Here is a 23,520-nt window from a genome sequence, read left to right on the forward strand (position 1 = left end):
AATACAATTAATCTTTTTGTGTAACTCATCACAAAAAAGGAATATTATTCTTGTATTAATGTTAGTATTTTGAAATAATTAGAGAAAGTTAGTAATCATGTGAAAGTCATAAATTCAAATGATGTAATAAGGTGTGAAGGAAGCAATGCAAGGAATTGTTCAAGTGCTATTTATTTTTGTAATTATGATGGCTATTAGTTCTCTTTTAAATATATTCTTAAAAACAACAAAAAAAGTTGACTGGTTGATGTCACTATTAATCAGTTTCATACTATCAATTATCTTTGTTGTAGTCCTAAATTAAAGGGAGTTTTAAAATGGATATAATACTTTTATTTGTCGTTGGTTTTGTTGGTGTGCTGATTATAATTATGGGGATTGCATCTCTCGTTATGAGAAGAGTTACAGGGCCAAATAGAGATTTACAAAAAAGAGTAAGGTATTTGGAGAATGAAGTCGAGAAATTGAATAGGACAAAAACGGATTAAGAAAATGTTGGCATTAACTTATAAATGCATCCTGAAAGAAATACATATTGGAAAAATTCAAGAAATGTATTGTAGACACTTTTTATCAGCAAATTGTTTGGTATACTGATAATAGTGTGATAAGGCTTATCATGGGTGGTGGCTCAACTCCCTTCCGAAAGGGGGTGATGCCTTTTGACAGTGTTTGAGACATTAGTTTTAATGATCTCGTTTGCAACATTGATTGTTGCCGTATTGTCAGAAAAAAAATAACCACCCAAGCCTAGCAAGCAATTAGGGTGGTCATTTTATGCACCTTTTTGTGAGCTGCCCCCTTGAAGGGCTATTACACGGAGGCTTAATGGTGTATCAGCACCATTAAGCCTTTTTTTATTTTATGAACATTCTATTTATAGTATACCCTATTTTAGAGTAAAATCAAGCCTCGTATAGGCCGGGCAACAGTCTACAAATAAAACGATTTAATATTATAGTGAGGTAAGTTTTAAGGTTACTGAGTTGTAAAAGGGGAATATAGGTGAAGCATTATTTGTTGTTAGGATTATGCTGGGGGAAATAATTATTATAAGATAGCTGATTAAGTTGAACACGGAAAGGAATATCCGTGTACTTTTAGGAAGGGGATAAATAAAATGCCAGACATAATAACTAAAAATTTATTTATGATTTCATGGAACAAAGCGCTTGTCATGGCAGCTATGAAGGATAAAGAGAAACTCGGGAAATTACTTGATGCGCGGATTCCGGAAGATTTCCCCAATGAACCTGTAAGACAGCATGTATTACCGGATTTACTAAAGAACTTGGAAAAGGATGCTTCCTATGGACAGTGGAGCGGAGTAATTTTGAACAAGTCTGAAAAGGTTGCTATTGGTACTATGGGGTTTAAATCTCCCCAGATGAGATGAAGCACGGGGAAATAGGATATGATATTGTTCCAGCTTATCAAGGGAAAGGTTATGCAACAGAGATGGCGAATGCTGTGGTTCAGTGGGCATTTCAGGAAAAAGAGCTGAGAGGGATCTCAGCAAAGTGCTCCCCAATTAATATTGCTTCGGTGCGTGTACTTGAGAAAATAGGGATGGAACATGTGAGTACTACAGAAGAAATTATGTGCTGGGAGATTCTAAACAAAGAATATAAATGTTGATGGGCAGCAATACCCCCACTCATGGCCGAAAGGGGGGAAACCGGATAAATGGGGGTATTGCTGCCCACCATGGGTGAACTCAGCATATCATCTCGCAGGGTGATGCTGTATACAAACCTCAAATGTGGATAGCTCCGAACCTAAAATTGGATTATCCCCAGATTCTTGTTTATCTATCTCTTTTGCTGCATGAGCTTTTTCAGATGCCCTGCTTTCTCGCCACGCATTGAAGTAGGAGTGATCTTGCCAAGTTGTGCAGATCTGCAATTCATCATGTTCTTCTGTATTTTCTTTTTTTAGTACTTCCATTAATATAAAACCGTCAAATGTATGTACGGATTTAGCAGTTTTAAATCTTGTAATTACTTCTTCAGTTCTCCCTTTTTTAATACGAAGCGTGTTTATTGCTTTCATCATTGTCATTTTATAGCCTCCTTGGATAGTAATGTTTGCAAGTAGTTTAACACTGGTTCTGCTAGTTTTTTAATATTGATAATCATTTTCAATTAACTGTATTGTAGTTGAAAACGATTATCAATGTCAACACTTTGTTTATAGTGAAAGTCTTTATAAACTTCAAAACTTCCAGCTGGTATGTAAGCAAATTATTCATAGAGGATTGTGGTATTTATATTTAATAAGGGAATTAGTGTAAGAAGACTGAACTAATATTCGAGTGTATCCTCGAATAAAAGAACAAATTGTTTCCTATGTCACATTTCTAATTCATTTACCGACATTTCGTTATTTTAGATCTTCCGTTTTCGGTTTCATCCAAATGTAACTTTTATTATTGGAGAAGTTGGATGGGGAAACTACATTGTCAGAGTTTTGAAAAATTACATTAAGAAAAGCCTCCACTGTTGGAGGCTTTTTAAATTTTTTTTTTCAAAAAAGAGCACTAGCGCTTTTTATATTATTATTTTTCATTTTCAAAAGCTTTTAGGGCTGCTTCTGCCACTTGTACATCTTGTGTGACAGCCCCACCGCTAACTCCGACAGCTCCGACGACTTTGCCTTCCTTCTCAAGAGGAAGACCACCACCAAATACGACAATTTTACCTTGGTTCGTTGTATTCAACCCCCATAATTCAGAGTTAGGGACTGTAGCTTCTTCCAGATTGGATGTAGGCATTTTTAAAGCAACGGACGTCCATGCTTTATTGTGCGCTATGTCCACACTCGCCAACCATGCATCATCCATGCGGTGTGTAGCGACTAGATTACTGCCATCGTCAACGATCGTAATCACCATCTGTACTCCGATATTTCTTGATTCCGCCTCGGCAGCGTCAATTAATTTTTTCGCCATCTCCAAGTTTAATTTTTCCATTTGTACACAACCTTTCTTTTTCAAAGTAAAAATTGTTCTATTAATTCGATTCCCTGCTGCTAATCAATTAAACGTATATTATAAAAACTATTCAATTATTGAAAAAATCAATTTTTTTAAGTTTTAAAAACCATTTGTCGGGAAGAGAACTAACAGTGGGTCTACATAAACTTATGAGATCCCTGTATGTTTCTAACATTTAAGGGAGGTATTAAATTGGCTGGGAATCGTGGAGTAGTATATGTAGGGGATGGAAAAGTGGAGGTTCAGGATATTTCATATCCGGATTTAGTATTACATGATGGGCCTGGGGTACCTAAATCGAATGCAGGAAGAAAGTGTGAACATGGGGTAATTATTAAAAATATAGTCACTAACATTTGTGGAAGTGACCAGCACATGGTGCGTGGACGAACCACAGCACCTGAAGGCTTGGTACTTGGCCATGAAATTACCGGTGAAATTCTAGAAGTTGGACGGGATGTAGAATTTTTGAAAAAAGGAGATATTGTATCTGTGCCATTTAATGTGGCCTGTGGTCGTTGTAAAATGTGTCGCAGACAGGATACGCATATTTGCCAAAATGTTAATCCGGAAAGACCAGGAGGAGCATACGGCTATGTAGATATGGGTGGCTGGGTAGGTGGCCAGTCGGAATATGTTATGGTTCCTTACGCGGATTTTCAGCTATTGAAATTTCCGGATAGAGATAAAGCGATGGATAAAATTTTAGACCTTACAATGCTCTCTGATATTTTTCCAACAGGGTATCATGGGGCAATTAAGGCCGGTGTAACTACTGGTTCAACGGTTTATGTTGCAGGAGCGGGTCCAGTTGGCCTGGCTGCAGCTCATTCAGCCCAATTACTCGGAGCTGCGGTAGTGATCGTAGGAGATTTGAAAGAAGAGCGGTTAAAGCAGGCAAGAAGCTTTGGGTGTGAAACAATTAATCTAAAAGAGCATGATGATGTGGGTGAACAAATTGAACAGATAATCGGCGAACCAGAAGTGGATTGTGCGATTGATGCAGTTGGATTTGAGGCGTATGGTCATGGTACAGACCATGATGATGCACCTGCAACAGTGTTGAATACAATGATGGATGTTGTGGAAGCAGGTGGACAATATGGTATCCCTGGTCTATATGTCACAGAGGATCCGGGCGCCAAAGATAAGGATGCGAAGCAAGGTTCTTTAAAAGTAAGATTTGGCCTTGGTTGGTCTAAAGCTCATTCACTTCATACAGGACAAACTCCAGCAATGAGGTATCAACGTCAGCTGATGAATGCCATTTTAAATGGTAAAGCTGATATTGCAAAGGTTGTAAATGCAACAGTTATTTCTTTGGATGAAGCACCACAGGGTTACGCTGATTTTGACAGTGGGGTAGCTAAGAAGTTTGTCATCGATCCACATGGGTCGTTAAGTAAATAGGTTAAGATTGCTCCCTCTTTGTTTGTTGATAAAGAGGGAGTTTTTTATATTAGTGGAAAAAATCAAGTAATCTATTATAATTAACTTTAATCAACTAGTTTGGAGGTTAATTATGATTCATAAACGGCGTGATAAACCAATTGGATTAAGAATGTTAGAACTTTTAAGCAAGCGTATGTCCATTGATAGCAAAACAATGCAACAATATGTAAGTTTGAAAAAGGGATATGAAGGAGAGTTATTTTTTGATACATTTATCAATGAACTTAAGGAAGAATGTATTATTTTGAATGATTTATTGCTGGAAGTAAATCATACAGTTTTTCAAATTGATTCACTCCTTATTACCCAGGAGAAGATTCAATTGTACGAGGTGAAGAATTTTGGAGGAGATTTTTATTACGAGGAAGATAAGTTATTCACCAGAAATCAGCGGGAAATTGTTAATCCATTACATCAAGTAGGTAGAAGCAATTCCTTATTCAGTCAATTACTCATCAAACTACAAATAAAAATGCCTATAGAAGCATTTGTAGTTTTTGTTAACCCCGACTTTACGCTTTATCAAGCCCCGATAGGAAAACCTATTATTTTCCCAGGTCAACTGAAAAGACACATGAGTAATCTAAGTAATACCCACTCTAGATTGACTAATTATCATAAAAATATTGCTGAACAATTAGTAGAACGACATATAGCAGAACCTCTTTATCCACATGTTCCTCACTATGATTATCAACTACTACGTAAAGGTATTACCTGCCAAAAATGTGATAAATGTAGAAAGGAAATACTGCTCCTGTAATTTATGCAATCACAAAGAGCTAGTTTCCTTAGCTGTATTAAGAAGTGTCGAAGAATTCACGACTCTTTTCCCCAAAGAAAAAATAACAACGAATATCATTCATGATTGGTGTAAAATAGTCACATGTAAAAAACGGATTTCGAGATATTTGGAAAGTAATTTTTAGAAAGAAGGAGTTCGACAATGGACATTCTATAAGTAACTCTCTAAAGAATTGATTATTGGGCTGACGGACATTGGGAGAGGAAATCTGGTCTTGAATGTCTATCATAAGGATGCTGACGGACATTGCTGAGAGGGAAATCGTGTCTGAATGTCTATTATAAGAATGATGAGGGACATTGCGAGAGGAAAATCGTGTCTGAATGTCTATTATAAGGATGCTGACAGACATTGCGAGAGGGAAATCACCCTTAAATGTCTATCACTCAAAGGATGACAGACATTGCAGCGAGAAAACAGCCTCCCAATGGCTACCGTTCAAGCGAAATGAAGTTCCCCCTCCACACCATTCACGACAAAAAGCCCACCATCCTTCAGATGGTGGGTAGTTTCACATACTCTATTCCTGATATGCTGGCTCTGCTTGATGCTTTTTTTCTGTTTCATTAATAACTGTTGTTGCAACTAAATCACCAGTTACATTTAGGGCAGTCGCTCCCATACCAACAAGTGCATCAATTGCTGTTAAGATAGCGACTGCTTCCATCGGTAAGCCGACTTGGGCAAATACAGTTGCGATCATTATAATTCCAGCCCCTGGAACACCTGCAGTACCAATAGTTGCCAAGGTTCCTACAATAACGATTTGCAGCATATCTGTGAATGTTAATGGATCTCCAATAATATTGGCAGCAAAAACTGCAGAAATGGCAATTCGTATGGCAGCGCATCCATATTTACTGTAGCTCCGAATGGGAGGCTAAACCCGTACAAGCCTTTATTAAGATTCAATTTTTTGGCTGCATCCAATGTTAATGGCAATGTGCCTGAACTGCTCTGGGTAACAAATGCTGTTAGTATAGGTGTTCTGGCATGTGTGAAAAAGTTTTTGAGAGAAACTTTGGTGAAGAGCATAAATAGGATATAAACGGCCACTTGGACAAGTAACGCGACATACAATACGAGAACCATGTTGCCAAGTGATGTTAATGTTTCCACACCTTGATTACCAACTGTTTTAGCTATAATAGCAAAAATCCCAATAGGTATATATAGCAAGATAGCTTGCATAATTTTAAATGTTGCTTCATTTAAACCTTCAATTACATTGTAGACAAGTTCCCCTGTTTCGCCCCATTTTTCTGAGGAACGCAAAGCAGAAATAGCTATTCCGAATACCAATGCGGTAAAAACAATGCCGAGCAGGTTTAACTCGGTAAAGGCTGTGAAGATATTATCTGGCACAATACTTAGTAGTACACTCATAACACCTGGATTTTCAGGTACTTCAATTTTTTCATTAGTATCGATTGTCATACCCGTTCCTGGTTCAAAAAGGCTGCCAATTGTAATACCTACAATAATAGCCAGAGCGGAAGTTATCACATAATACAAGAAAACTTTACCACCCATTCTTCCCAGATTACCTATTTTTGTCTGGTTAACTCCAACGATTAATGTAAAGGTAACCAGTGGAATAATCATGAATTTCAATAGGCGTAATAATAAATCACCAAATGGTGTTAAAATAGCAGCATCTTTTCCAAATATTAATCCAGCAATTACTCCTAGAACCAGAGCAAGACTGATCTTTAAAATAAGTGAAGATTCTACATATTTCTTCCACATTCTTTTCAATTTTTACTTCCCCCTTTTATAATAAAAGTACAATGATCAATAATTGAGATAATGTACATCAAATTACTCGGAATTGTTTCCTAACAATATAGTATATAGAGCCCACTTGTCAAAAACAATGCTCTAACCTAACATCAATATGAAATCTAGGGGAGTTTAACCTTAAATAACGTGTTAGGATAGAAAATATAATCTATCTAATGGAGGGATGAGGTATGTATGTATCTATTTTTAACGAAATAGTACGAATCATGCATGAAGATTATGCAGGTTGTTTGGATAAAGCAGGACACGACCGGCCTGATTTATTCCGGGAAAGGATTTTTGAGTTAGATAAGACTGGTATGAATGATCAGCTTTTTATTGAAATAGTAAATGATTACTTACTCGATTTTCAGGATCGCCATATGCACTTTGGTAAAGCGGGTGCAGCTGCTTCCAAATTAAACGCAGGATTTCAGGTAAGAAGATTTCGTGAATCCTTGGTAGTAACACGATGTGATATGGAGAACAGATTGGTGCCAGGGGATGAAATCATTGCTTTGGATGAGGAAGGTATTTTGGAGTTAGTCCAACGACACAAACGGCAGTTGATGGAAACCGATGCAGAGAGGGAGAATTGGGAATCGATTTTACTCCTCTACGCGAATGCAACAGTAAAGAAAGTGAGTGGAGAGGTACAATCCTTAAAATTGCAAAAAACTCCAAAGCAACCAGTTCCTCCTATTTACTCTTTTAATAAAATTGCTAGTGACCTTGCTTTAATGGTGTTAACTGACTTTATGGACGAAAATGCCATCTCAGAACTCATCCGTGAAAATGAAGAAACACTTTCTTCTATTAAAAATTTAGTTATTGATGTAAGGATAAACAATGGTGGAAGTGATTTGGCCTTTATGAAAATACTTCCTTATTTATTTGAAGATGAAAAAATCAATTTGGCTGATTTTGATGATGGTAAAATGCTGACAAATTGTACAAAACGTAATGTGGATTTACGTGTAGAACTTTTAAAAATTGCTGCGGACAGAGTGAAGGATAAAGAAACAGTACTGCAAATTAAAGAACTGATTAAGGAATTAAAGAGGAATCGAGGTGCAGGTTTTGTAGAGCTCGATTTCGGTACAAAAGAAGATAGCTTTGTTTTAGCAACAAAAAGGGGACCTGAAAAAATAATCATATTGACAGATGTTTATTGTGGTAGTTCTGGTGACTCCTTTGTAGAGATTTGTAAGCATTCACCCAAAGTAACGGTCGTTGGCAGACCAACCTTAGGGCTGAATGATTACGCTAATCTGGCAATTATGAAACTGAATAATAAATTTGAATTATGGTATCCCACTTCTAAGCTTTCCAACGTGGATGACGGGAAGGGTATGACTGGAATAGGAATCAAGCCGGATATTTATATTCCATGGACGCCTGCTCATTTACAAGAAGATCTAGATATGAAAAGAGCTCTGGAAATTATATATGCAATAAATTAATAAAGGCAAACCCTCAAAATGTTTACAATTGTCAAGCTGTGGTAAAAGCAATTGTATATATATTCAGGAGGGTCTCGATGAAACAGATAGTCAGGCTAATAACAACAGCAATAATAGCAGGTGTTATACTTGCCTTAAGCTTAAAAATAATTCAGATCACCACTGGAAATCCAGCTTATATTTTATTATATAATATGGATTATATACCTGTACTAAAGCAATGGAATAATGTGCCGGGAGCAGGAATGCTCTTTCATTTTATTACATGTATTGTGAGTGTTATTGGCTTGTTTTATATTCTCAAACTATTCAAACGGGAAAAAGTAGCCAGTCTTTATGTGGCTGTGTATACGATTGGTGGAGGTATATTATTTTTCTTAAGTGCATTTACAGAGACGCCACCAGCTTATACAAATGCAGCAGCTTGGTTTTATTGGACAATTGGACATGCTATTTTTGGGGTTCCAGTCGGTTTACTAATAAAATCTATCAGCTCAAAGCAATAAGATAGCGGATCTGGAGAATAGCTTCGTTCAGACTTTAAACTCACCTACATATTAGCTGCTTCAAAAAAATACAATAGAGAAAGGGTTTTTTTGGAGGGGCTAATGTGCGGAAAAATTTAGGCATCATCTCTTCTGTTCTGTTTTTAATGGCATTGGTTTCTTGGTTGCCTATATATGTAGACGTAACAAGTTTTTCAGAACAAAGTGTATTTTATGCAACAGGGGGTGTGGTGACTGGGCTTTTTTCTTCTCCGAGTGGATACAAATTTATTGGTTTAATAGGGAATGGTCTTGTACTTGTATTCCTTGTCGTGCTGCCATATTTCTTTTAATTTAAAGTGAGAAATCCATACAAATTAGCAAGGGGGGAAGCCATGAAAAACCATCCGAAAGTTGATTTTACTGTAAGTAAATGGAATGCGGTTTTGAACTTGCTCTCGTTATTTTTTATAATATGTTCGTTTATTTATGTTTTTACTATTTATAAAGAGCTGCCGGATCAAATCCCAATTCATTTCAATGCAGCGGGGGACCCGGATAACTGGGGAAGTAAAGCTACCATTATTCTTATGCCTTTAATTGCTTTGATACTTTACGTCCCACTATATTTTCTAAGCAAACACCCGCACGTATTTAATTATCCGTTTAAAGTAACAGAAGGAAATGCAAGAAGCATCTATCCGTTAGCACAGCTATTCATGACAGTGATTAATTTTGAAATGGTGGTTATGTTCACCTATTTATCATTTACGATGGCTGGAAATCAACTTGGAGAAGTTTTTTTTCCCTTGATTATCGTTGTCCTCATTACGACAATAGGAGTATTTTTTGGTATTCTTTATCAAAAACACCGTCAGCATGACCAGCTAGATGACTGATTTGTATATTCTTTTTAATTTAGAAAACACCAGCAATTTACGTATGCTGGTGTTTTTCTTTAGCAATTTTAGCAAGTTTTTTATTATCGTAGTTATTTTTCAAAAACATATAAAATGATGCTCCAAAGATAGCGATATAACCAATGATGCTCCACATGTCAGGAATTTGGCCAAACAAGACAATACTGATTAAAGCTGAGTACACGACAGTAGAATAGAAGAAAATTGAAATTTCTTTTGCGGGCGCATATTTATAAGCAACGGTTATCCCAAATTGACCCACTGTCGCGAAGACACCTGCTGCAAGAAGATAAATCCATTGCTTCATGGACATTGGTTCATAAAAAATAAGGACAAAGGGAAGTAAAATCATTGTTGTAAAAAAGGAAAAATAAAAAACAACTGTATAAAACTGTTCTTTACTTCCAAGTACACGCAAAACGGTGTATGCACCAGCTGCAAATACAGCTGATAGGAATCCTGCCATATAGGGAATGGTTTCCACGTCGAATTCTGGTTTTATAATAAATAGTGTACCAGCAAAGGCAATAAGAATTGCGACGATCTGAAATCTTCTCACATGCTCTTTTAAAAATATGGCAGCAAAAATAATCGTTAAAAATGGGCTCATTTTATTCAACATGTCTGCATCTGAAAGAACCAAATGATCAATAGCATAGAAATATAGAACAATACCTATGGCACCAAGTGAAGATCGTAACAATAAAATTTTCTGATTTTCCTTCTTACCAAATAATCGTTCTTTATAGTATTTTACAAACCCAAATGCTATGACCATGGATACTGCATTTCGAAACATGGTTTTTTGAACGGTAGGCACATCTCCAGACAGTTTCACGAAAGCTGCCATGAGAGAAAATCCCATTGCCGACAATAGTAATAAAATGATCCCCTTATTTTTGTCACTCATAGGCTCCTCCATTTATTCATGTTATTTACCGCTACCTATATTAGTACAAAAGTTTTATTTTGCCTAGTAGAGAGGGTTGACGCACTCAATTGCATGTAATTTCTTTATATTGATAGAAAATCTATCCAGATTAGGTGGGGTATGATAGAATATAGTTTATTTTATGAATATAAAGCGAGGTGCCTTGTTGTGAATCCACTATTAATCGAGTTTCCACATGAATTTGAGACAGAGAGGCTGCACATACGAATGCCGTTACCAGGAGACGGGAATATTGTGTTTAATTCTGTTCAAGCTTCCCTCCCGGAACTTAAACCCTGGATGCCTTTTGCTCATTATGAGCAGTCAGAAGAGGCAACAGAAGCAAATATTCGTGAAGCCCATATTAATTTTCTTAAGCGTGAAGATTTACGGTTACTCGTTTTTTTAAAAGAAACTGGGCAACTTGTATGCTCTTCCGGTTTACATCGGATTAATTGGCAGGTACCTAAATTTGAAGTGGGATATTGGGCTGATTCACGTTTTACAGGTAATGGGTATGTTACAGAAGCTGTTACAGGTATTACTAATTTTGCCTTTACTGAACTAAAAGCCAGGCGAATGGAGATCCGCTGTGACAGTAGAAATTTAAAAAGCAGAGCAATACCTGAGAGAATTGGGTATAAATTAGAAGGCATTTTACAAAATGAGGATACTGCAGTAGATCGTCCTGAATTAAGGGATACTTGCATCTATGCCAAAGTTTCAGTATAAGTTTCTTTCCCAAGCTCATAGTTAGCTTGGGATTATTTATGACCATATATAGAAAATGTTATAAATTAAGAAGTATTGATAAAATTGTATAAATAATGGAAATTTGAGATAATATTTTTGGTTGCTTATGCCAATATTGAGTGAGTTGTAGAATTATAACCTTATATATTGTGACTTCAATATTATATTTTCTTATTAGCCTTAGAGAGGGGGAAATGAATATGCTTGTTTGCCTATTCATCGTGGGAGCTTATTTGTTTGGGTGCATAAACGGGGCCTATTACGTAGGAAAAATGCTTACAAATAGTGACGTAAGAAAATTGGGTAGTTCTAATGCAGGGGCTAGAAATGCTGGCAGGGTATTTGGGCGAGAAGCATTTATCTATACTGTACTCATTGATGCTTTGAAGACTGTCGTTCCTCTAGCTATAGTAATCTATCTATTTGGAGAGCGGCCGCTGATTCTGGGATTGATAGCAGGAGCAGTTATGGTGGGCCATATTTGGCCAGTACAGCTACAGTTTCAAGGCGGGAAGGGAGTTGTCGTTTATTTGGCGGCAGCATTAGTTCTTGCACCTTTGGCTTTACTAATAACAGGAATAGTTGTATTTATACTTTTCATACTAAAGAAAGACATCACCATCGCTGGCTTAATAGGATTTTTTGTCATACCCGTCACGCTGTTTATTAAAGCAGAGTTTATTCTTGCAGCAGTTTTCAGTATCCTATTGTTTATTGTGATTTTTTTACATAGAAATGGGGAAGGAACATGAATGAGTGTACATCGATTTTATATAAGCTGGCTGATAACAAAGCAGAGTTAGATCAAATTCATCAACTAAACTACGAAACATTTGTTGAAGAGATACCACAACACGAGAAAAATACGACAAGAATATTGGTGGACCGTTTTCATGAACAAAACACATACATTATTGCCAAGCTTGCCGGGAAAGTAATTGGAATGATCACTGTAAGAGGTGAGAGACCCTTTTCCCTTGATCAAAAGCTTAGCAATTTAGATGAATATCTACCAGCAGATGCCGTTCCATGTGAAATTCGTTTATTGTCCATAAAAAAGGAGTACAGGGGTGGTAGCGTATTCTATGGTTTATGTAAAAAGTTAGTTTCCTATTGTTTGGAGCAAGGCTTTAATATGGCACTTATCTCAGGGACCACGAGACAAACAAAGCTTTATAGGCATATTGGCTTTAAACCATTCGGTCCGCTTGTAGGCACGAAGGAAGCTCCTTATCAACCGATGTATTTAACAGTTGAATGCTTTGAAAAATCAACACCGGCCTTTGAAAGATTAATGAAACGAGAAAAAAATACAATGAACCATTCCTTTCTGCCAGGCCCGGTTTCTATTTCAGGCAACGTAAAAAAAGCATTTGAAAAACCGGCGATTTCTCACCGTTCAGAAAGGTTTCTGGAAATTTTTCGGGATGTACAGAAGAAATTATGCAGCTTGACTAATTCTTCGTTTGTGGAAATTGCAGTAGGAACTGGAACAATTGCCAATGAAATGGTCGCAGCACAATTATCAACAATAAAGGGTAAGGGGCTTATCCTTTCCAATGGGGAATTTGGTGACAGATTGATTCAACAAGCGAACAGGTGGCAGCTGGACTTTGAAACATTTCAGAAGTCATGGAATATGCCAATTACAGCAGATGAAGTGAAAAAAAGGTTGGCAACGAATCCGGAAATTAACTGGCTGTGGACGGTGCATTGTGAGACTTCCACGGGCTTTGTTTTTCCTATAGAAGAATTAAAATCTCATTGTAAAAGGAATCAAGTAAGGCTTTGCCTGGATGCATGCAGTAGTCTTGGCGTCCTTCCCATAGATCTAAAGGATGTTTATCTGACGGCAAGCGTAAGTGGCAAAGGAATCGGCTCCTATCCAGGATTAGCTTTTGTTTTTCATGAAGACCAACTAGAACCTCATACTTGTATTCCCAGTTATTTGGACATAGGATTGTACCAGCAAAAGAACGGAGTGCCGTTTACGCATTCATCTAATGGCTTATTAGCACTTCATGAAGCGCTTAAACAGACCCAACCAGCATCAAGAGAGCTTGCTGCACGAATTTCTCATCGATTCCTACATGAGGGAATGGATGTTATATGGGGAGAGAATTATTCACCAGGTATTCTAACGATACGATTACCTGACTTCATTGATTCAATAAAATTTGGTGAAATGCTGAGGCAACGAGGAGTGTATATAAGCTACGAAAGCAGTTATTTACTGAAGCGTAATTGGATTCAACTCGCATTTATGGGGGCACAACCTGATAATGACGTAATGAAGGCAGTTGACTTGCTTATTCGTTTGTATCGTTCTGTTAAGAAAAAGGAAGGAAGCTTCCAATGAAAAAAGACTTGAATTTTATATCTCGCCACCTTGTTGCTATTTCTGTAGTGATTTTATGGTTGAAAACAGTAATTATAACCTGGACTCAATTTGATGTAACGTTAAACACATGGCAGGATGTACTCCTTTTAATAATGGGGCCATTAGGAATCATCATGATACTTATGGGGATAAGCTTCTTATTTTCAAAGCAAGTTCGTCCGGTTATTTTTATTGTTGCATATTTTCTTATAAGTAGCTTGCTCTATGCCAATTTGCTTTATTACCGATTTTATATTGATTTTGTAACTGTCTCCGTCTTGCTGCAATTGAGTAATGTAGGGGGATTAGGTCCAAGTACAGCTGAACTCATTTCACCATTTGACTTGCTTATTATTGCAGATATTGGTGTGATAATTTACTTACTAATACGGATGTATAGAAAAAACAAGACAATGCATATGCCCCAAAAAAGAAATTATGCAATGACAGGCTTGGTGTTTATTGCGCTTACCTTCAGTATTGCAATGTGGAATAATCCATATTTATTAACAACTGGTTATGACAGGGATCAAATGGTTCAGCAAATAGGCTTGTATAATTACCAGATTGTTAATTTAATTGATGGACTTCAAGCACCATTAATGAAAGTAGCCGCAGATGAAAAAGTTGCTATTAAAACAGCAGAAGATGTTCAGCCTGATGGAATAAGGAGGTCGGAAAACTTTGGACTTGCGCAGGGGGAAAATTTAGTGCTCATCAGTCTGGAATCAACGCAAAATTTTGTAATCAACAAGCAGATAAATGGGGAAGAAATTACCCCTTTTTTAAATGATTTAGTAAAAGAAAGCTTTTATTTTCCTAACATTTACGATCAGACAGCACAGGGGAAAACCTCCGATGCAGAATTTATGGTTGATACAGGTCTTTACCCTTTACCAAGTGGTTCTGTAAATGTCAGACGGCCTGATAATCATTTCGAATCCTTGCCAAAAGTGCTCAAGCGGACAGGTGATTATAAGATTTTTGCTTTTCATGGAAATGATGCTTCATTTTGGAATAGGGATCAAATGTACCAATCGCTTGACTATGATCGTTATTTTTCGAAAAAAGATTATGAAGTAACTGAGGGGAATTCAGTTAATTACGGGATAAAAGATATACCTTTTTTAAAACAGTCACTAAAAAAGATGAACAATTTACCAGAACCATATATGGCAAAGCTTATTCTAATGACAAATCACTTTCCGTTTTTACTTGAGGATAAAGATCAGTTTATTTCCCCTGCTGATACAAGTGTGGAAGTGGTTAACCGTTATATTACGACAGTAAATTATCAGGATAAAGCATTGGAGCAATTTATCTCCTCCATGAAAGAAAAAGGTTTATACGAGAATAGCATTTTTGTGTTTTATGGAGATCATTATGGGATTTCAAGAAAATATGAGCAAGGTGTACACGAATTGCTTGGACAAGAACAGAACCCATTAAATCATTTAGATCTACAAAAAATCCCACTTATTATCCATATACCTGGGCAAACCGGGAAAGAGATAAAGACTGTCGGAGGGGAAATAGATATTCATGCGACACTTCTTGATTTATTAGGAATTCCTGCTGAGGAACACATTACTTTAAGCAGAAATCTTTTTACAAGAAACGAAGAACAGCCTGTCGTGTTTCGAAATGGGGATATTGTAACAGAAAAATATGCTTCTATTGATCGCAAATGCTACAACAAAGAATCAGGGGAAGTAATTGAGACATCTACATGTGAAAAATATTTAGAAATAGGTCGCCAGGAACTCCAACTTTCTGATGAATTAATATTTGGTGATTTACTACGATTTGTTGAGTAAAATAGTAAGCCTTTTTAGCGTAATACATCTATGCTAGTTAACGAGGCAGTTTTATGTTTTAACGTAAAACTGCCTCGTTGCATTTGAATATATAAGCAAATCGTAATATACTTATATATGTTTGTAGGAGGTGAACATTGTGGAAAATTTGGATATAAATAAAGCGGCCCCTTTATTGAAGTTGCTTGGTGACAAAACACGCTTAACGATGGTGAAAATATTGGATAATCATGATTGTTGTGTATGCGAATTTGTGGAAATCTTCAAAACGAGTCAATCTTCTGTAAGCCAACATCTTCGAAAGCTAAGAGATTTAGGCCTTGTACAAGAGGAGAGAAGAGGTCAATGGATATTTTATTCGTTGCAAAAAGAGAGTGAATATTATTCATTTATTCAGCAGATCCTGAATCAATTGCCTAGTCAGGATGGTAAATTAAAAGAATTAGAAGAACAAGGTTTACGAATTACTTGTTGTTAAAAGGAGGAAAGTAAATTGTCATCATCTGTTCTGCTTGCATCATGTATATTTTTACTCACACTTATTTTGGTTATATGGCAGCCAAAGGGTTTGTCCATTGGTTGGTCTGCTTGCTGCGGAGCTTTACTCGCTTTACTAGCTGGAGTAGTCGGTTTTCAGGATGTAATTGAAGTTACGGGGATTGTATGGAATGCAACATTGGCATTTGTAGCAATTATTTTGATTTCTTTAATTTTAGATGAAATTGGATTTTTTGAATGGGCAGCATTACATATGGCTAGAGCCGCCAGAGGCAATGGATTGAAAATGTTTATTTATGTGAGTGTATTAGGAGCTATTGTTGCAGCTTTTTTTGCTAATGATGGTGCAGCACTAATTTTAACACCAATTGTTTTAGCAATGGTTCGTAACTTGAATTTCCAAGAAAAAATGATATTCCCATTTATCATGGCAAGTGGATTTATTGCTGATACCACATCACTTCCATTAATTGTTAGTAACTTGGTTAATATTGTGTCAGCAGATTTCTTTGACATTGGTTTTGTAGAGTATGCAACAAGAATGATTATCCCTAACTTTTTTTCTTTAATAGCAACCATACTTGTGCTTTTGGTTTATTTTAGAAAGAGTATTCCACGACACTATGACATGGCGCAACTGAAAAAGCCAGTGGAAGCAATTAAGGATAGGAAGATGTTTAACTTGTCCTGGATAGTTCTTGGCATACTACTGATTGGATATTTTATAAGTGAGTTTATTAACCTGCCTGTTTCCATTGTGGCAGGAATTGTAGCGATTTTCTTTATTTTAATGGCCGGGAACAGTCATGCAGTAGACACAAAAGCTGTTATAAAAGGTGCTCCGTGGGCAATTGTGTTCTTCTCTATCGGTATGTATGTCGTAGTATTTGGTTTAAGAAATGCGGGGCTTACTGATGTCTTGGCAAATATTATACAAAAAAGTGCAGAACAAGGATTATTTGTAGCTACGATTGCAATGGGTTTTATCGCAGCTATTCTATCTTCCATTATGAATAATATGCCGACTGTTATGATTGATGCAATTGCTATTTCAGACACAAATACAACTGGTGTGATGAAGGAAGCTTTAATATATGCAAATGTAATTGGTTCGGATTTAGGGCCTAAAATTACGCCAATTGGTTCCCTTGCTACTCTTTTATGGTTGCATGTGTTAGCTCAAAAGGGAGTTAAAATTTCCTGGGGGACTTATTTTAAGATTGGAGTCACATTAACAATTCCCATTCTACTTATTACATTAATCGGGCTTTATCTCACGCTAGTAATTTTATAATAAAAAGGAGGATCAACAATGAAGGAAAAAACAATTTATTTTTTATGTACGGGTAATTCCTGCAGAAGTCAAATGGCTGAAGGATGGGCAAAAAAAGTTCTGGGTGATAAATGGACAGTAAAAAGTGCAGGAATCGAAGCGCACGGCTTAAACCCAAATGCAGTAAAGGCAATGAAGGAGGTTGGTGTTGATATTTCAGACCAGAAATCTGAGACCATAGATAGTGAGACCTTAAATAATGCAACTTTGGCTGTAACACTTTGCGGAGATGCAGCAGATAAATGTCCAATGACACCACCACATGTAAGGCGTGAGCATTGGGGATTTGATGACCCTGCTAAAGCAGAAGGGACGGAAGAAGCGCGTTGGGAGGTATTTCAACGTGTAAGAGATGAAATTGGGGAAAGAATAAAGCAGTTTGAGGAAACCGGGGAATAATAGAGAGTCAGACCTTCAAGTCCAGTTACCAAGTATGGATGGAAGATCTGATTTTTTAGTGTTTTTAATAACTTTACAAATCTTATTGTTACAAAAGATGAAAGGATAATTATACTGGTTGGGGATTATTAACTAAGATTTTTTCCTCTAGTAAAAGACAGGTTTTAAGGTGAGTGTCTCTGATCGTCATAAATCCGTAACACCTACTGAATATTTTCCAATTTTTATATGTTATTATATATATAAGAAGTATTGTTCATTACTTCACAAACTTTTTTTCGTTATGGAGGTTAGTAAAATGGCTAATAAAGCTTGGGATCATTTTACCAAAGGGAAATGGCAAAAAGAAATAGATGTTCGCGATTTTATCATTCAAAACGTTACACCGTATGTTGGTGACGAATCATTTTTGTCTAATGCAACTGATTCGACGAAAGCTTTGTGGGATCAAGTAATGGAATTAACCAAACAAGAGAGGGAAAATGGTGGAGTACTTGATATGGATACTGCGATTGTATCGACGATCACTTCACATGGACCAGGTTATCTTGATAAAAATAAAGAGAAAATTGTTGGGTTCCAAACGGACCGTCCATTTAAACGTTCCCTACAACCATTTGGTGGGATTAGGATGGCTGTGGATGCATGTAATGCGTATGGTTATAAAGTGGATGAGGAAGTACAGCATATCTTTACTGATTACAGAAAGACACATAATGCAGGCGTATTTGATGCATACACTCCAGAAATGAGAATGGCGAGAAGAGCTGGGATTATTACTGGATTACCTGATGCATACGGCCGAGGACGGATTATTGGCGACTATCGCAGAGTAGCATTGTATGGTGTAGATCGTCTCATAGAAAATAAAAAAGAAGCATTGGCTGGAGTTGGAGCCAATGGGGTAATGAGCGAGGAAGTTATCCGTGATCGTGAAGAAATAAATGAACAGATTCGTGCATTACAAGAATTAAAGCAGCTTGCTGAAATTTATGGCTATGACATTTCAGAACCAGCAACGAATGCACATGAAGCATTTCAATGGTTGTACTTTGGCTACCTAGCAGCAATAAAAGAACAAAACGGAGCTGCAATGAGTCTTGGACGCGTTTCCACATTCTTAGATATTTATATGGAAAGAGATATAAGAAACGGATTGCTAACCGAGGAGGAAGCTCAAGAATTAGTTGATCATTTTGTAATGAAGCTCCGTCTCGTTAAATTCGCCCGTACACCTGATTATAATGAACTATTTAGTGGTGATCCAACATGGGTTACGGAATCTATTGGTGGTATGGCAAATGATGGTAGATCACTTGTTACGAAAAACGCCTTCCGTATGCTTCATACCTTAGATAATTTGGGACCAGCACCTGAACCAAACTTAACTGTGCTATGGTCTGAAAACCTGCCAGAGAAATTTAAAAAATACTGTGCAAATATGTCTATCAAAACAAGCTCCATTCAGTACGAGAATGATGATATTATGCGGGAAATTTATGGGGATGATTACGGTATAGCGTGCTGTGTTTCTGCAATGACCATTGGTAAGCAAATGCAATTCTTTGGAGCACGCGCCAACCTTGCTAAAGCTTTGCTATATACCATTAATGGAGGCGTTGATGAGAAAACCTTTGCACAGGTAGCCCCAAATTATGCACCAATTACATCTGATGTACTCCAATACGATGAGGTTATGGAGAAATATGACAAGATGCTTGATTGGCTTGCAGGCTTATATGTAAACACATTAAATGTTATCCATTTTATGCATGACAAATACAGTTATGAACGTCTGGAAATGGCATTGCATGACAGAGAAATAGTAAGAACAATGGCATGCGGAATCGCTGGATTGTCTGTGGTCACTGATTCATTGAGTGCAATAAAACATGCTACTGTTAAGCCAATTCGAGATGAGCAAGGTTATGCAATTGATTTTGAAATCGTTGGAGACTTCCCTAAATATGGAAATAATGATGATCAGGCAGATGAAATCGCGATTAATCTCGTTAAACGTTTTATGAGTAAGATAAAGCATCATAAAACATATCGTAATTCCGTACCAACTCAATCGGTACTAACTATCACTTCTAATGTCGTATACGGAAAGAAAACAGGGAACACACCGGATGGAAGAAGAGCGGGTGAACCTTTTGCTCCAGGTGCCAATCCAATGCATGGACGGGATACAAAAGGCGCATTGGCATCTTTAAGCTCAGTAGCCAAACTGCCATATGAAAATGCTTTGGATGGAATAAGTAACACCTTCTCCATTGTTCCTAAAGCCCTTGGAAAAGATGAGGAAACAAGAAAGGGTAACTTAGCTGGTATGTTAGATGGGTATATGATCAAAGGCGGCCATCACTTAAATATAAACGTGTTTGATAGAGAAACATTGCTTGATGCAATGGAGCATCCGGAGGAATATCCGCAGCTGACTATTCGTGTATCCGGATATGCTGTTAACTTTATAAAGCTTACAAGGGAACAGCAAATTGATGTTATAAATCGAACATTCCATGAAAGTAGATAGTCAGCTGGTAAAAGCAAGCTTTTGGAAAGGAATGATGAAATATGAAGGGGAGAATCCATTCCGTTGAAACATTCGGTACAGTGGATGGCCCAGGAGTAAGGTATATTGTCTTTATGCAGGGCTGTCTGTTACGCTGTCAATTTTGTCATAATCCGGATACGTGGAAAATCGGTGACGGTAAACAGGTAACGGTAGATGAGCTCATTTCAGATATCGAATCCTACCTTCCATTTTTTAAGTCAACGAATGGGGGAGTCACTGTAAGTGGAGGAGAGCCATTATTACAGGCTAAATTTTTGGTAGAGTTATTCAAGGAATTAAAAAAACGTGGTATTCATACAGCCATTGACACTTCAGGCGGGTGCTTCTCCCACTCCCCTACATTTTTGAAAACATTGGATGAGTTAATGGAAGTAACGGACCTTGTTTTACTAGATTTGAAACAAATCAATCCTGAGAAACACTTAAAGCTCACCGGTCTTTCCAATGATCATATTCTAGACTTTGCGAACTATTTGGCTGAAAAGAAGATGCCTGTATGGGTTCGCCACGTGCTTATTCCTGAAGTCACAGATGTTGATACAGATTTGGAGAAGCTTTCACAGTTTATAGATATGTTGCCAAATGTGGAAAAAGTAGAAGTGCTCCCTTATCACCAGCTGGGTGTATATAAGTGGGAGGCACTTGGACTTGAGTATACTTTACAAGATACGAAGCCACCGACCAAGGAAAGAATAGCGAACGCGGAACGTATTTTGGCAAGGGAAAGTTAAAAAGAATAAAAAAACAGAGAAGCTTAGCTCCTCTGTTTTTTAGTATTAATCGTCTGGAAAAGGTATCATTTACAAAAATAATAGGATTAAGAAAGGAGTTTTACAGGTTCATATAGAAATTTTAAGGAAGATCAGACTTTTAACGAGCTTTGCGCTTTTCTTAGAAAGGGGATACAAATGATGGAACGACATCTATTTTTATATGGCGGAAGTCCTCCATTCGGAGAACGATTTGGTAAACGTTTTGCAGAATTGGCTCTATCTGAACAAGGTAAGGTTGCCATCTTATTTATCCCGAGGGACGGATGGAAGCAGTATATGCGCATTTATACTGCTACATTAGCTGCTTATGGACACAGTAAATTTGAGTACCTACCTCTTACGGAAGATTTGGAAGAGGAGAATACCAATAAATTGGTAAACTGTTCCGGAATTATTATCAGTGGTGGTGAAACAGAGAAATATCAGGAAAGAATAGTAAATACATCCATTGGTAAACAAATAAACATACTTTATGAACAGGGAGTCCCTGTTGCAGGCTTTTCTGCAGGAGCGCTACTATGTCCAGCACATTGCATTATTCCTCCAATTGACAATACAAGAGGGGAAAAACTATTGCTTAAAGGAATGGGTTTCCTAAACGATGCAGTAATTAGTGTACATTATTCAAAATGGCAGGAAGATAAAAATTTAAAGACAAATGTGGAGGAACTTGACGTATCAGTCGGTTACGGCCTGGATGATGGAACGGCAGCTTATTTTAGAGATGGAAAGGTTGAAGAGATAGAAGGAGAAGGTTTTTATGTTGAAAGAAAAGCACAAGTGTTATAATTTTTCTCTTTAGCAAAGGCGGATGAGACAAGGGTCCATCCGTCTTTGAAAAGTGTGCTTCTCTTTGCATAGATTGAGTAGTCGTTTCTTTTTAAGCTATACCCGCTTCACCCTACATATTCCAGGTTTTTTTTGCTTTATCAAGTCTGTCTGGATGAACGGGGGGATTTTTGCAATGGTGAGGGGCAAAGTTGGTTGTAGGCGCTTATTTTTTTGTTGATTTCTTTGATATCTTGTTCGGTAGCTGCAGTATGAATCAACCGTGTTATTTCTTTTTGAAGCTTTAACCATGGTGGTAGATAGCCATTTTCCTTAGCTACTCTTTGGAAATTTTGAAATAAATCGTATTTTGTATTGGCTTTGGGAATCGGCTTTCCTTTTCCAGGTCCACTGTAGTTATCTTTTTCCCCCGCTGCATCCAGAATGTCACCAATCAAATCATTGTATTTCTTATCCATTGATTTACACTCCTATTCATTTTTTTGTATGTGTTATTCATATTATAAGATATTTCAATTATATGGTAATTATGGTAATGTGAAAACTATAATTGGAAAACTTTGTAATTAATGTGAAGCTGCAATAAAGGAGAATGCATAGTGAAAGATACAGCTGGTTTCCAAGTCAGGTTTTTGGCTACTATTTTAGATGTTATTATTATTACCGTAACGGTTGGTATTCTTTCTTACTTTTTATTTGGAGTAGCTTTTCAAGACGAACTTAGGTGGGTTGATGCTATCGAACCGTTATACAACTTATTACTTCCAGTGATATGGGGAGGTTATACGCTGGGAAAACGAATGACACATATTCATATTATTAAAATGACAGGAGAAAAAGTAACCTTATGGACTATGTTTCTTTGGTATATCGTTAGCGGAGTAGTTTACGGGCTAACACTGGGTGTGGGGGTTATTGTAAGTGCTTTTATGGTAGGGATAAGAGAGGATAACCGTGCTATTCATGATTTTATTGCCGGTACACGTGTAGTTTATGATACTAAAAATGATGCAGAAAGCAGATGATAGCAATGATGCAAAATACAGATCGTTATATGATCGATGAAATGGAAGGGTATTCACCAAACATAGGGAGATTACTTTCGATGATGGAATACACTAGGATGACAACAGTAGAAGCGGCCGCTAATCTTTCGAAAGAAGAACTGGACTATCGTATTGATGATCAAGGGAATTCGATAGGCTGTTTGCTATATCATATGAGCTGTGTGGAAGAGGTCTATCAAATTATAACATTTGATGGCAGAGGACCTAACGAGAAGGAGATGGATAGGCTCCACTTAGGCTTAACCTTGGTGAAGATGCGCATCAACAGATAAGGGGAAATGAACTGGCATATTATACAGA

The 23,520-nt window shown here is 37.1% G+C and carries 27 protein-coding genes and 1 pseudogene; 23 read left to right on the forward strand and 5 right to left on the reverse strand.

Features of this window, described 5'->3' with window-relative positions; translation table 11 throughout:
• Positions 1–133 precede the first annotated feature (133 nt).
• The 5 genes from JCM12304_RS19320 to JCM12304_RS05755 all read left to right on the forward strand — a co-directional run bounded on the left by JCM12304_RS19320 (position 134) and on the right by JCM12304_RS05755 (position 1,638).
• Complete coding sequence (locus tag JCM12304_RS19320) at positions 134–304, forward strand: hypothetical protein (protein WP_157360435.1); 171 nt, start codon at positions 134–136, stop codon at positions 302–304.
• A gap of 13 nt (positions 305–317) precedes the next feature.
• On the forward strand, positions 318–488 hold the full coding sequence (locus tag JCM12304_RS19325; protein ID WP_157360436.1) for a hypothetical protein: 171 nt from the start codon (positions 318–320) through the stop codon (positions 486–488).
• Between the two features lie 180 nt (positions 489–668).
• On the forward strand, positions 669–740 hold the full coding sequence (locus JCM12304_RS20300) for a putative holin-like toxin (protein ID WP_367946473.1): 72 nt from the start codon (positions 669–671) through the stop codon (positions 738–740).
• Positions 741–1,120: 380 nt separating this feature from the next.
• Positions 1,121–1,396, forward strand: a complete 276-nt coding sequence (locus JCM12304_RS05750; protein ID WP_060679009.1) for a hypothetical protein — start codon at positions 1,121–1,123, stop codon at positions 1,394–1,396.
• Entirely contained in the window at positions 1,393–1,638 is a 246-nt protein-coding gene (locus JCM12304_RS05755; RefSeq protein ID WP_060679011.1) for a GNAT family N-acetyltransferase, read from the forward strand. Before JCM12304_RS05750 ends, JCM12304_RS05755 begins: the two co-directional genes overlap by 4 nt.
• An 87-nt stretch (positions 1,639–1,725) precedes the next feature.
• Here the strand turns inward: JCM12304_RS05755 and JCM12304_RS05760 are convergent, their stop codons facing one another.
• The gene (locus JCM12304_RS05760) at positions 1,726–2,061 is read right to left on the reverse strand and encodes an antibiotic biosynthesis monooxygenase (RefSeq protein WP_082387990.1); all 336 of its coding nucleotides are present in this window, start codon (positions 2,059–2,061) and stop codon (positions 1,726–1,728) included.
• A 496-nt stretch (positions 2,062–2,557) separates the two neighbouring features.
• Positions 2,558–2,971 carry a GlcG/HbpS family heme-binding protein gene (locus tag JCM12304_RS05765; RefSeq protein ID WP_060679013.1) on the reverse strand — a complete coding sequence of 138 codons (414 nt, stop codon included), beginning with the start codon at positions 2,969–2,971 and terminating at the stop codon, positions 2,558–2,560.
• A 216-nt stretch (positions 2,972–3,187) separates the two neighbouring features.
• On the opposite strand from JCM12304_RS05765, the gene fdhA reads away from it, so the two are divergent.
• Together fdhA and JCM12304_RS05775 are read left to right on the forward strand one after the other, a co-directional pair.
• A complete protein-coding gene (gene fdhA, locus JCM12304_RS05770) occupies positions 3,188–4,405 on the forward strand; it encodes a formaldehyde dehydrogenase, glutathione-independent (protein ID WP_060679015.1) in 1,218 nt (405 codons plus the stop codon).
• A gap of 112 nt (positions 4,406–4,517) precedes the next feature.
• Positions 4,518–5,210 carry a nuclease-related domain-containing protein gene (locus JCM12304_RS05775; protein ID WP_256200770.1) on the forward strand — a complete coding sequence of 231 codons (693 nt, stop codon included), beginning with the start codon at positions 4,518–4,520 and terminating at the stop codon, positions 5,208–5,210.
• Between the two features lie 562 nt (positions 5,211–5,772).
• On the opposite strand, the pseudogene JCM12304_RS05780 reads toward JCM12304_RS05775, so the two are convergent.
• A pseudogene (locus JCM12304_RS05780) lies at positions 5,773–7,001 on the reverse strand (dicarboxylate/amino acid:cation symporter).
• Positions 7,002–7,225: 224 nt separating this feature from the next.
• Here JCM12304_RS05780 and JCM12304_RS05785 point away from each other — a divergent pair.
• From JCM12304_RS05785 to JCM12304_RS05800, 4 genes are all read left to right on the forward strand, one after another.
• Positions 7,226–8,497 (forward strand): S41 family peptidase, encoded by a 1,272-nt coding sequence (locus JCM12304_RS05785; protein WP_060679017.1) that lies wholly within the window; start codon positions 7,226–7,228, stop codon positions 8,495–8,497.
• A gap of 77 nt (positions 8,498–8,574) precedes the next feature.
• Positions 8,575–9,003 (forward strand): hypothetical protein, encoded by a 429-nt coding sequence (locus tag JCM12304_RS05790; protein WP_060679019.1) that lies wholly within the window; start codon positions 8,575–8,577, stop codon positions 9,001–9,003.
• A 104-nt stretch (positions 9,004–9,107) separates the two neighbouring features.
• Positions 9,108–9,335: a hypothetical protein gene (locus tag JCM12304_RS05795; protein ID WP_060679021.1), complete on the forward strand. Its 228-nt coding sequence runs from the start codon at positions 9,108–9,110 to the stop codon at positions 9,333–9,335.
• A 42-nt stretch (positions 9,336–9,377) separates the two neighbouring features.
• Positions 9,378–9,881 (forward strand): DUF1648 domain-containing protein, encoded by a 504-nt coding sequence (locus JCM12304_RS05800; RefSeq protein ID WP_060679023.1) that lies wholly within the window; start codon positions 9,378–9,380, stop codon positions 9,879–9,881.
• Positions 9,882–9,918: 37 nt separating this feature from the next.
• Here JCM12304_RS05800 and JCM12304_RS05805 read toward each other — a convergent pair whose 3' ends face one another.
• A complete protein-coding gene (locus tag JCM12304_RS05805; protein WP_019377286.1) occupies positions 9,919–10,812 on the reverse strand; it encodes a DMT family transporter in 894 nt (297 codons plus the stop codon).
• A 189-nt stretch (positions 10,813–11,001) separates the two neighbouring features.
• Between JCM12304_RS05805 and JCM12304_RS05810 the strand changes: the two genes are divergently transcribed.
• The 10 genes from JCM12304_RS05810 to JCM12304_RS05855 all read left to right on the forward strand — a co-directional run bounded on the left by JCM12304_RS05810 (position 11,002) and on the right by JCM12304_RS05855 (position 22,153).
• Positions 11,002–11,565, forward strand: a complete 564-nt coding sequence (locus tag JCM12304_RS05810) for a GNAT family N-acetyltransferase (protein WP_026041397.1) — start codon at positions 11,002–11,004, stop codon at positions 11,563–11,565.
• Positions 11,566–11,786: 221 nt separating this feature from the next.
• The gene (locus JCM12304_RS05815; RefSeq protein WP_060679026.1) at positions 11,787–12,338 is read left to right on the forward strand and encodes a glycerol-3-phosphate acyltransferase; all 552 of its coding nucleotides are present in this window, start codon (positions 11,787–11,789) and stop codon (positions 12,336–12,338) included.
• On the forward strand, positions 12,335–13,945 hold the full coding sequence (locus tag JCM12304_RS05820; RefSeq protein WP_060679028.1) for an aminotransferase class V-fold PLP-dependent enzyme: 1,611 nt from the start codon (positions 12,335–12,337) through the stop codon (positions 13,943–13,945). Before JCM12304_RS05815 ends, JCM12304_RS05820 begins: the two co-directional genes overlap by 4 nt.
• Positions 13,942–15,783, forward strand: coding sequence for an LTA synthase family protein (locus JCM12304_RS05825; RefSeq protein WP_060679030.1), 1,842 nt, complete (start codon positions 13,942–13,944; stop codon positions 15,781–15,783). Before JCM12304_RS05820 ends, JCM12304_RS05825 begins: the two co-directional genes overlap by 4 nt.
• 139 nt (positions 15,784–15,922) lie before the next feature.
• Positions 15,923–16,261 (forward strand): ArsR/SmtB family transcription factor, encoded by a 339-nt coding sequence (locus JCM12304_RS05830; RefSeq protein ID WP_060679032.1) that lies wholly within the window; start codon positions 15,923–15,925, stop codon positions 16,259–16,261.
• A gap of 15 nt (positions 16,262–16,276) precedes the next feature.
• Positions 16,277–17,575: an arsenic transporter gene (locus JCM12304_RS05835; protein ID WP_060679034.1), complete on the forward strand. Its 1,299-nt coding sequence runs from the start codon at positions 16,277–16,279 to the stop codon at positions 17,573–17,575.
• A gap of 18 nt (positions 17,576–17,593) precedes the next feature.
• Positions 17,594–18,013, forward strand: coding sequence for an arsenate reductase (thioredoxin) (arsC, locus tag JCM12304_RS05840; RefSeq protein WP_019377279.1), 420 nt, complete (start codon positions 17,594–17,596; stop codon positions 18,011–18,013).
• A gap of 283 nt (positions 18,014–18,296) precedes the next feature.
• Entirely contained in the window at positions 18,297–20,549 is a 2,253-nt protein-coding gene (pflB, locus tag JCM12304_RS05845) for a formate C-acetyltransferase (RefSeq protein WP_060679036.1), read from the forward strand.
• Between the two features lie 41 nt (positions 20,550–20,590).
• Positions 20,591–21,322: a pyruvate formate-lyase-activating protein gene (gene pflA / locus JCM12304_RS05850; RefSeq protein ID WP_060679038.1), complete on the forward strand. Its 732-nt coding sequence runs from the start codon at positions 20,591–20,593 to the stop codon at positions 21,320–21,322.
• 180 nt (positions 21,323–21,502) lie between these two features.
• Positions 21,503–22,153: a Type 1 glutamine amidotransferase-like domain-containing protein gene (locus JCM12304_RS05855; protein ID WP_082387991.1), complete on the forward strand. Its 651-nt coding sequence runs from the start codon at positions 21,503–21,505 to the stop codon at positions 22,151–22,153.
• Between the two features lie 140 nt (positions 22,154–22,293).
• On the opposite strand, the gene JCM12304_RS05860 is transcribed toward JCM12304_RS05855, so the two are convergent.
• Entirely contained in the window at positions 22,294–22,611 is a 318-nt protein-coding gene (locus JCM12304_RS05860; RefSeq protein ID WP_256200771.1) for a DnaJ family domain-containing protein, read from the reverse strand.
• A gap of 141 nt (positions 22,612–22,752) precedes the next feature.
• Between JCM12304_RS05860 and JCM12304_RS05865 the strand changes: the two genes are divergently transcribed.
• Positions 22,753–23,178, forward strand: coding sequence for an RDD family protein (locus JCM12304_RS05865; protein WP_060679041.1), 426 nt, complete (start codon positions 22,753–22,755; stop codon positions 23,176–23,178).
• A gap of 5 nt (positions 23,179–23,183) precedes the next feature.
• Entirely contained in the window at positions 23,184–23,492 is a 309-nt protein-coding gene (locus JCM12304_RS19950) for a DinB family protein (RefSeq protein ID WP_256200772.1), read from the forward strand.
• The last annotated feature ends 28 nt before the right edge of the window (positions 23,493–23,520 follow it).

The organism is Virgibacillus halodenitrificans JCM 12304 (genome assembly GCF_001310895.1).
In the GTDB taxonomy this organism is placed as follows: Bacteria; Bacillota; Bacilli; order Bacillales; family Amphibacillaceae; genus Virgibacillus_Q; species Virgibacillus_Q halodenitrificans.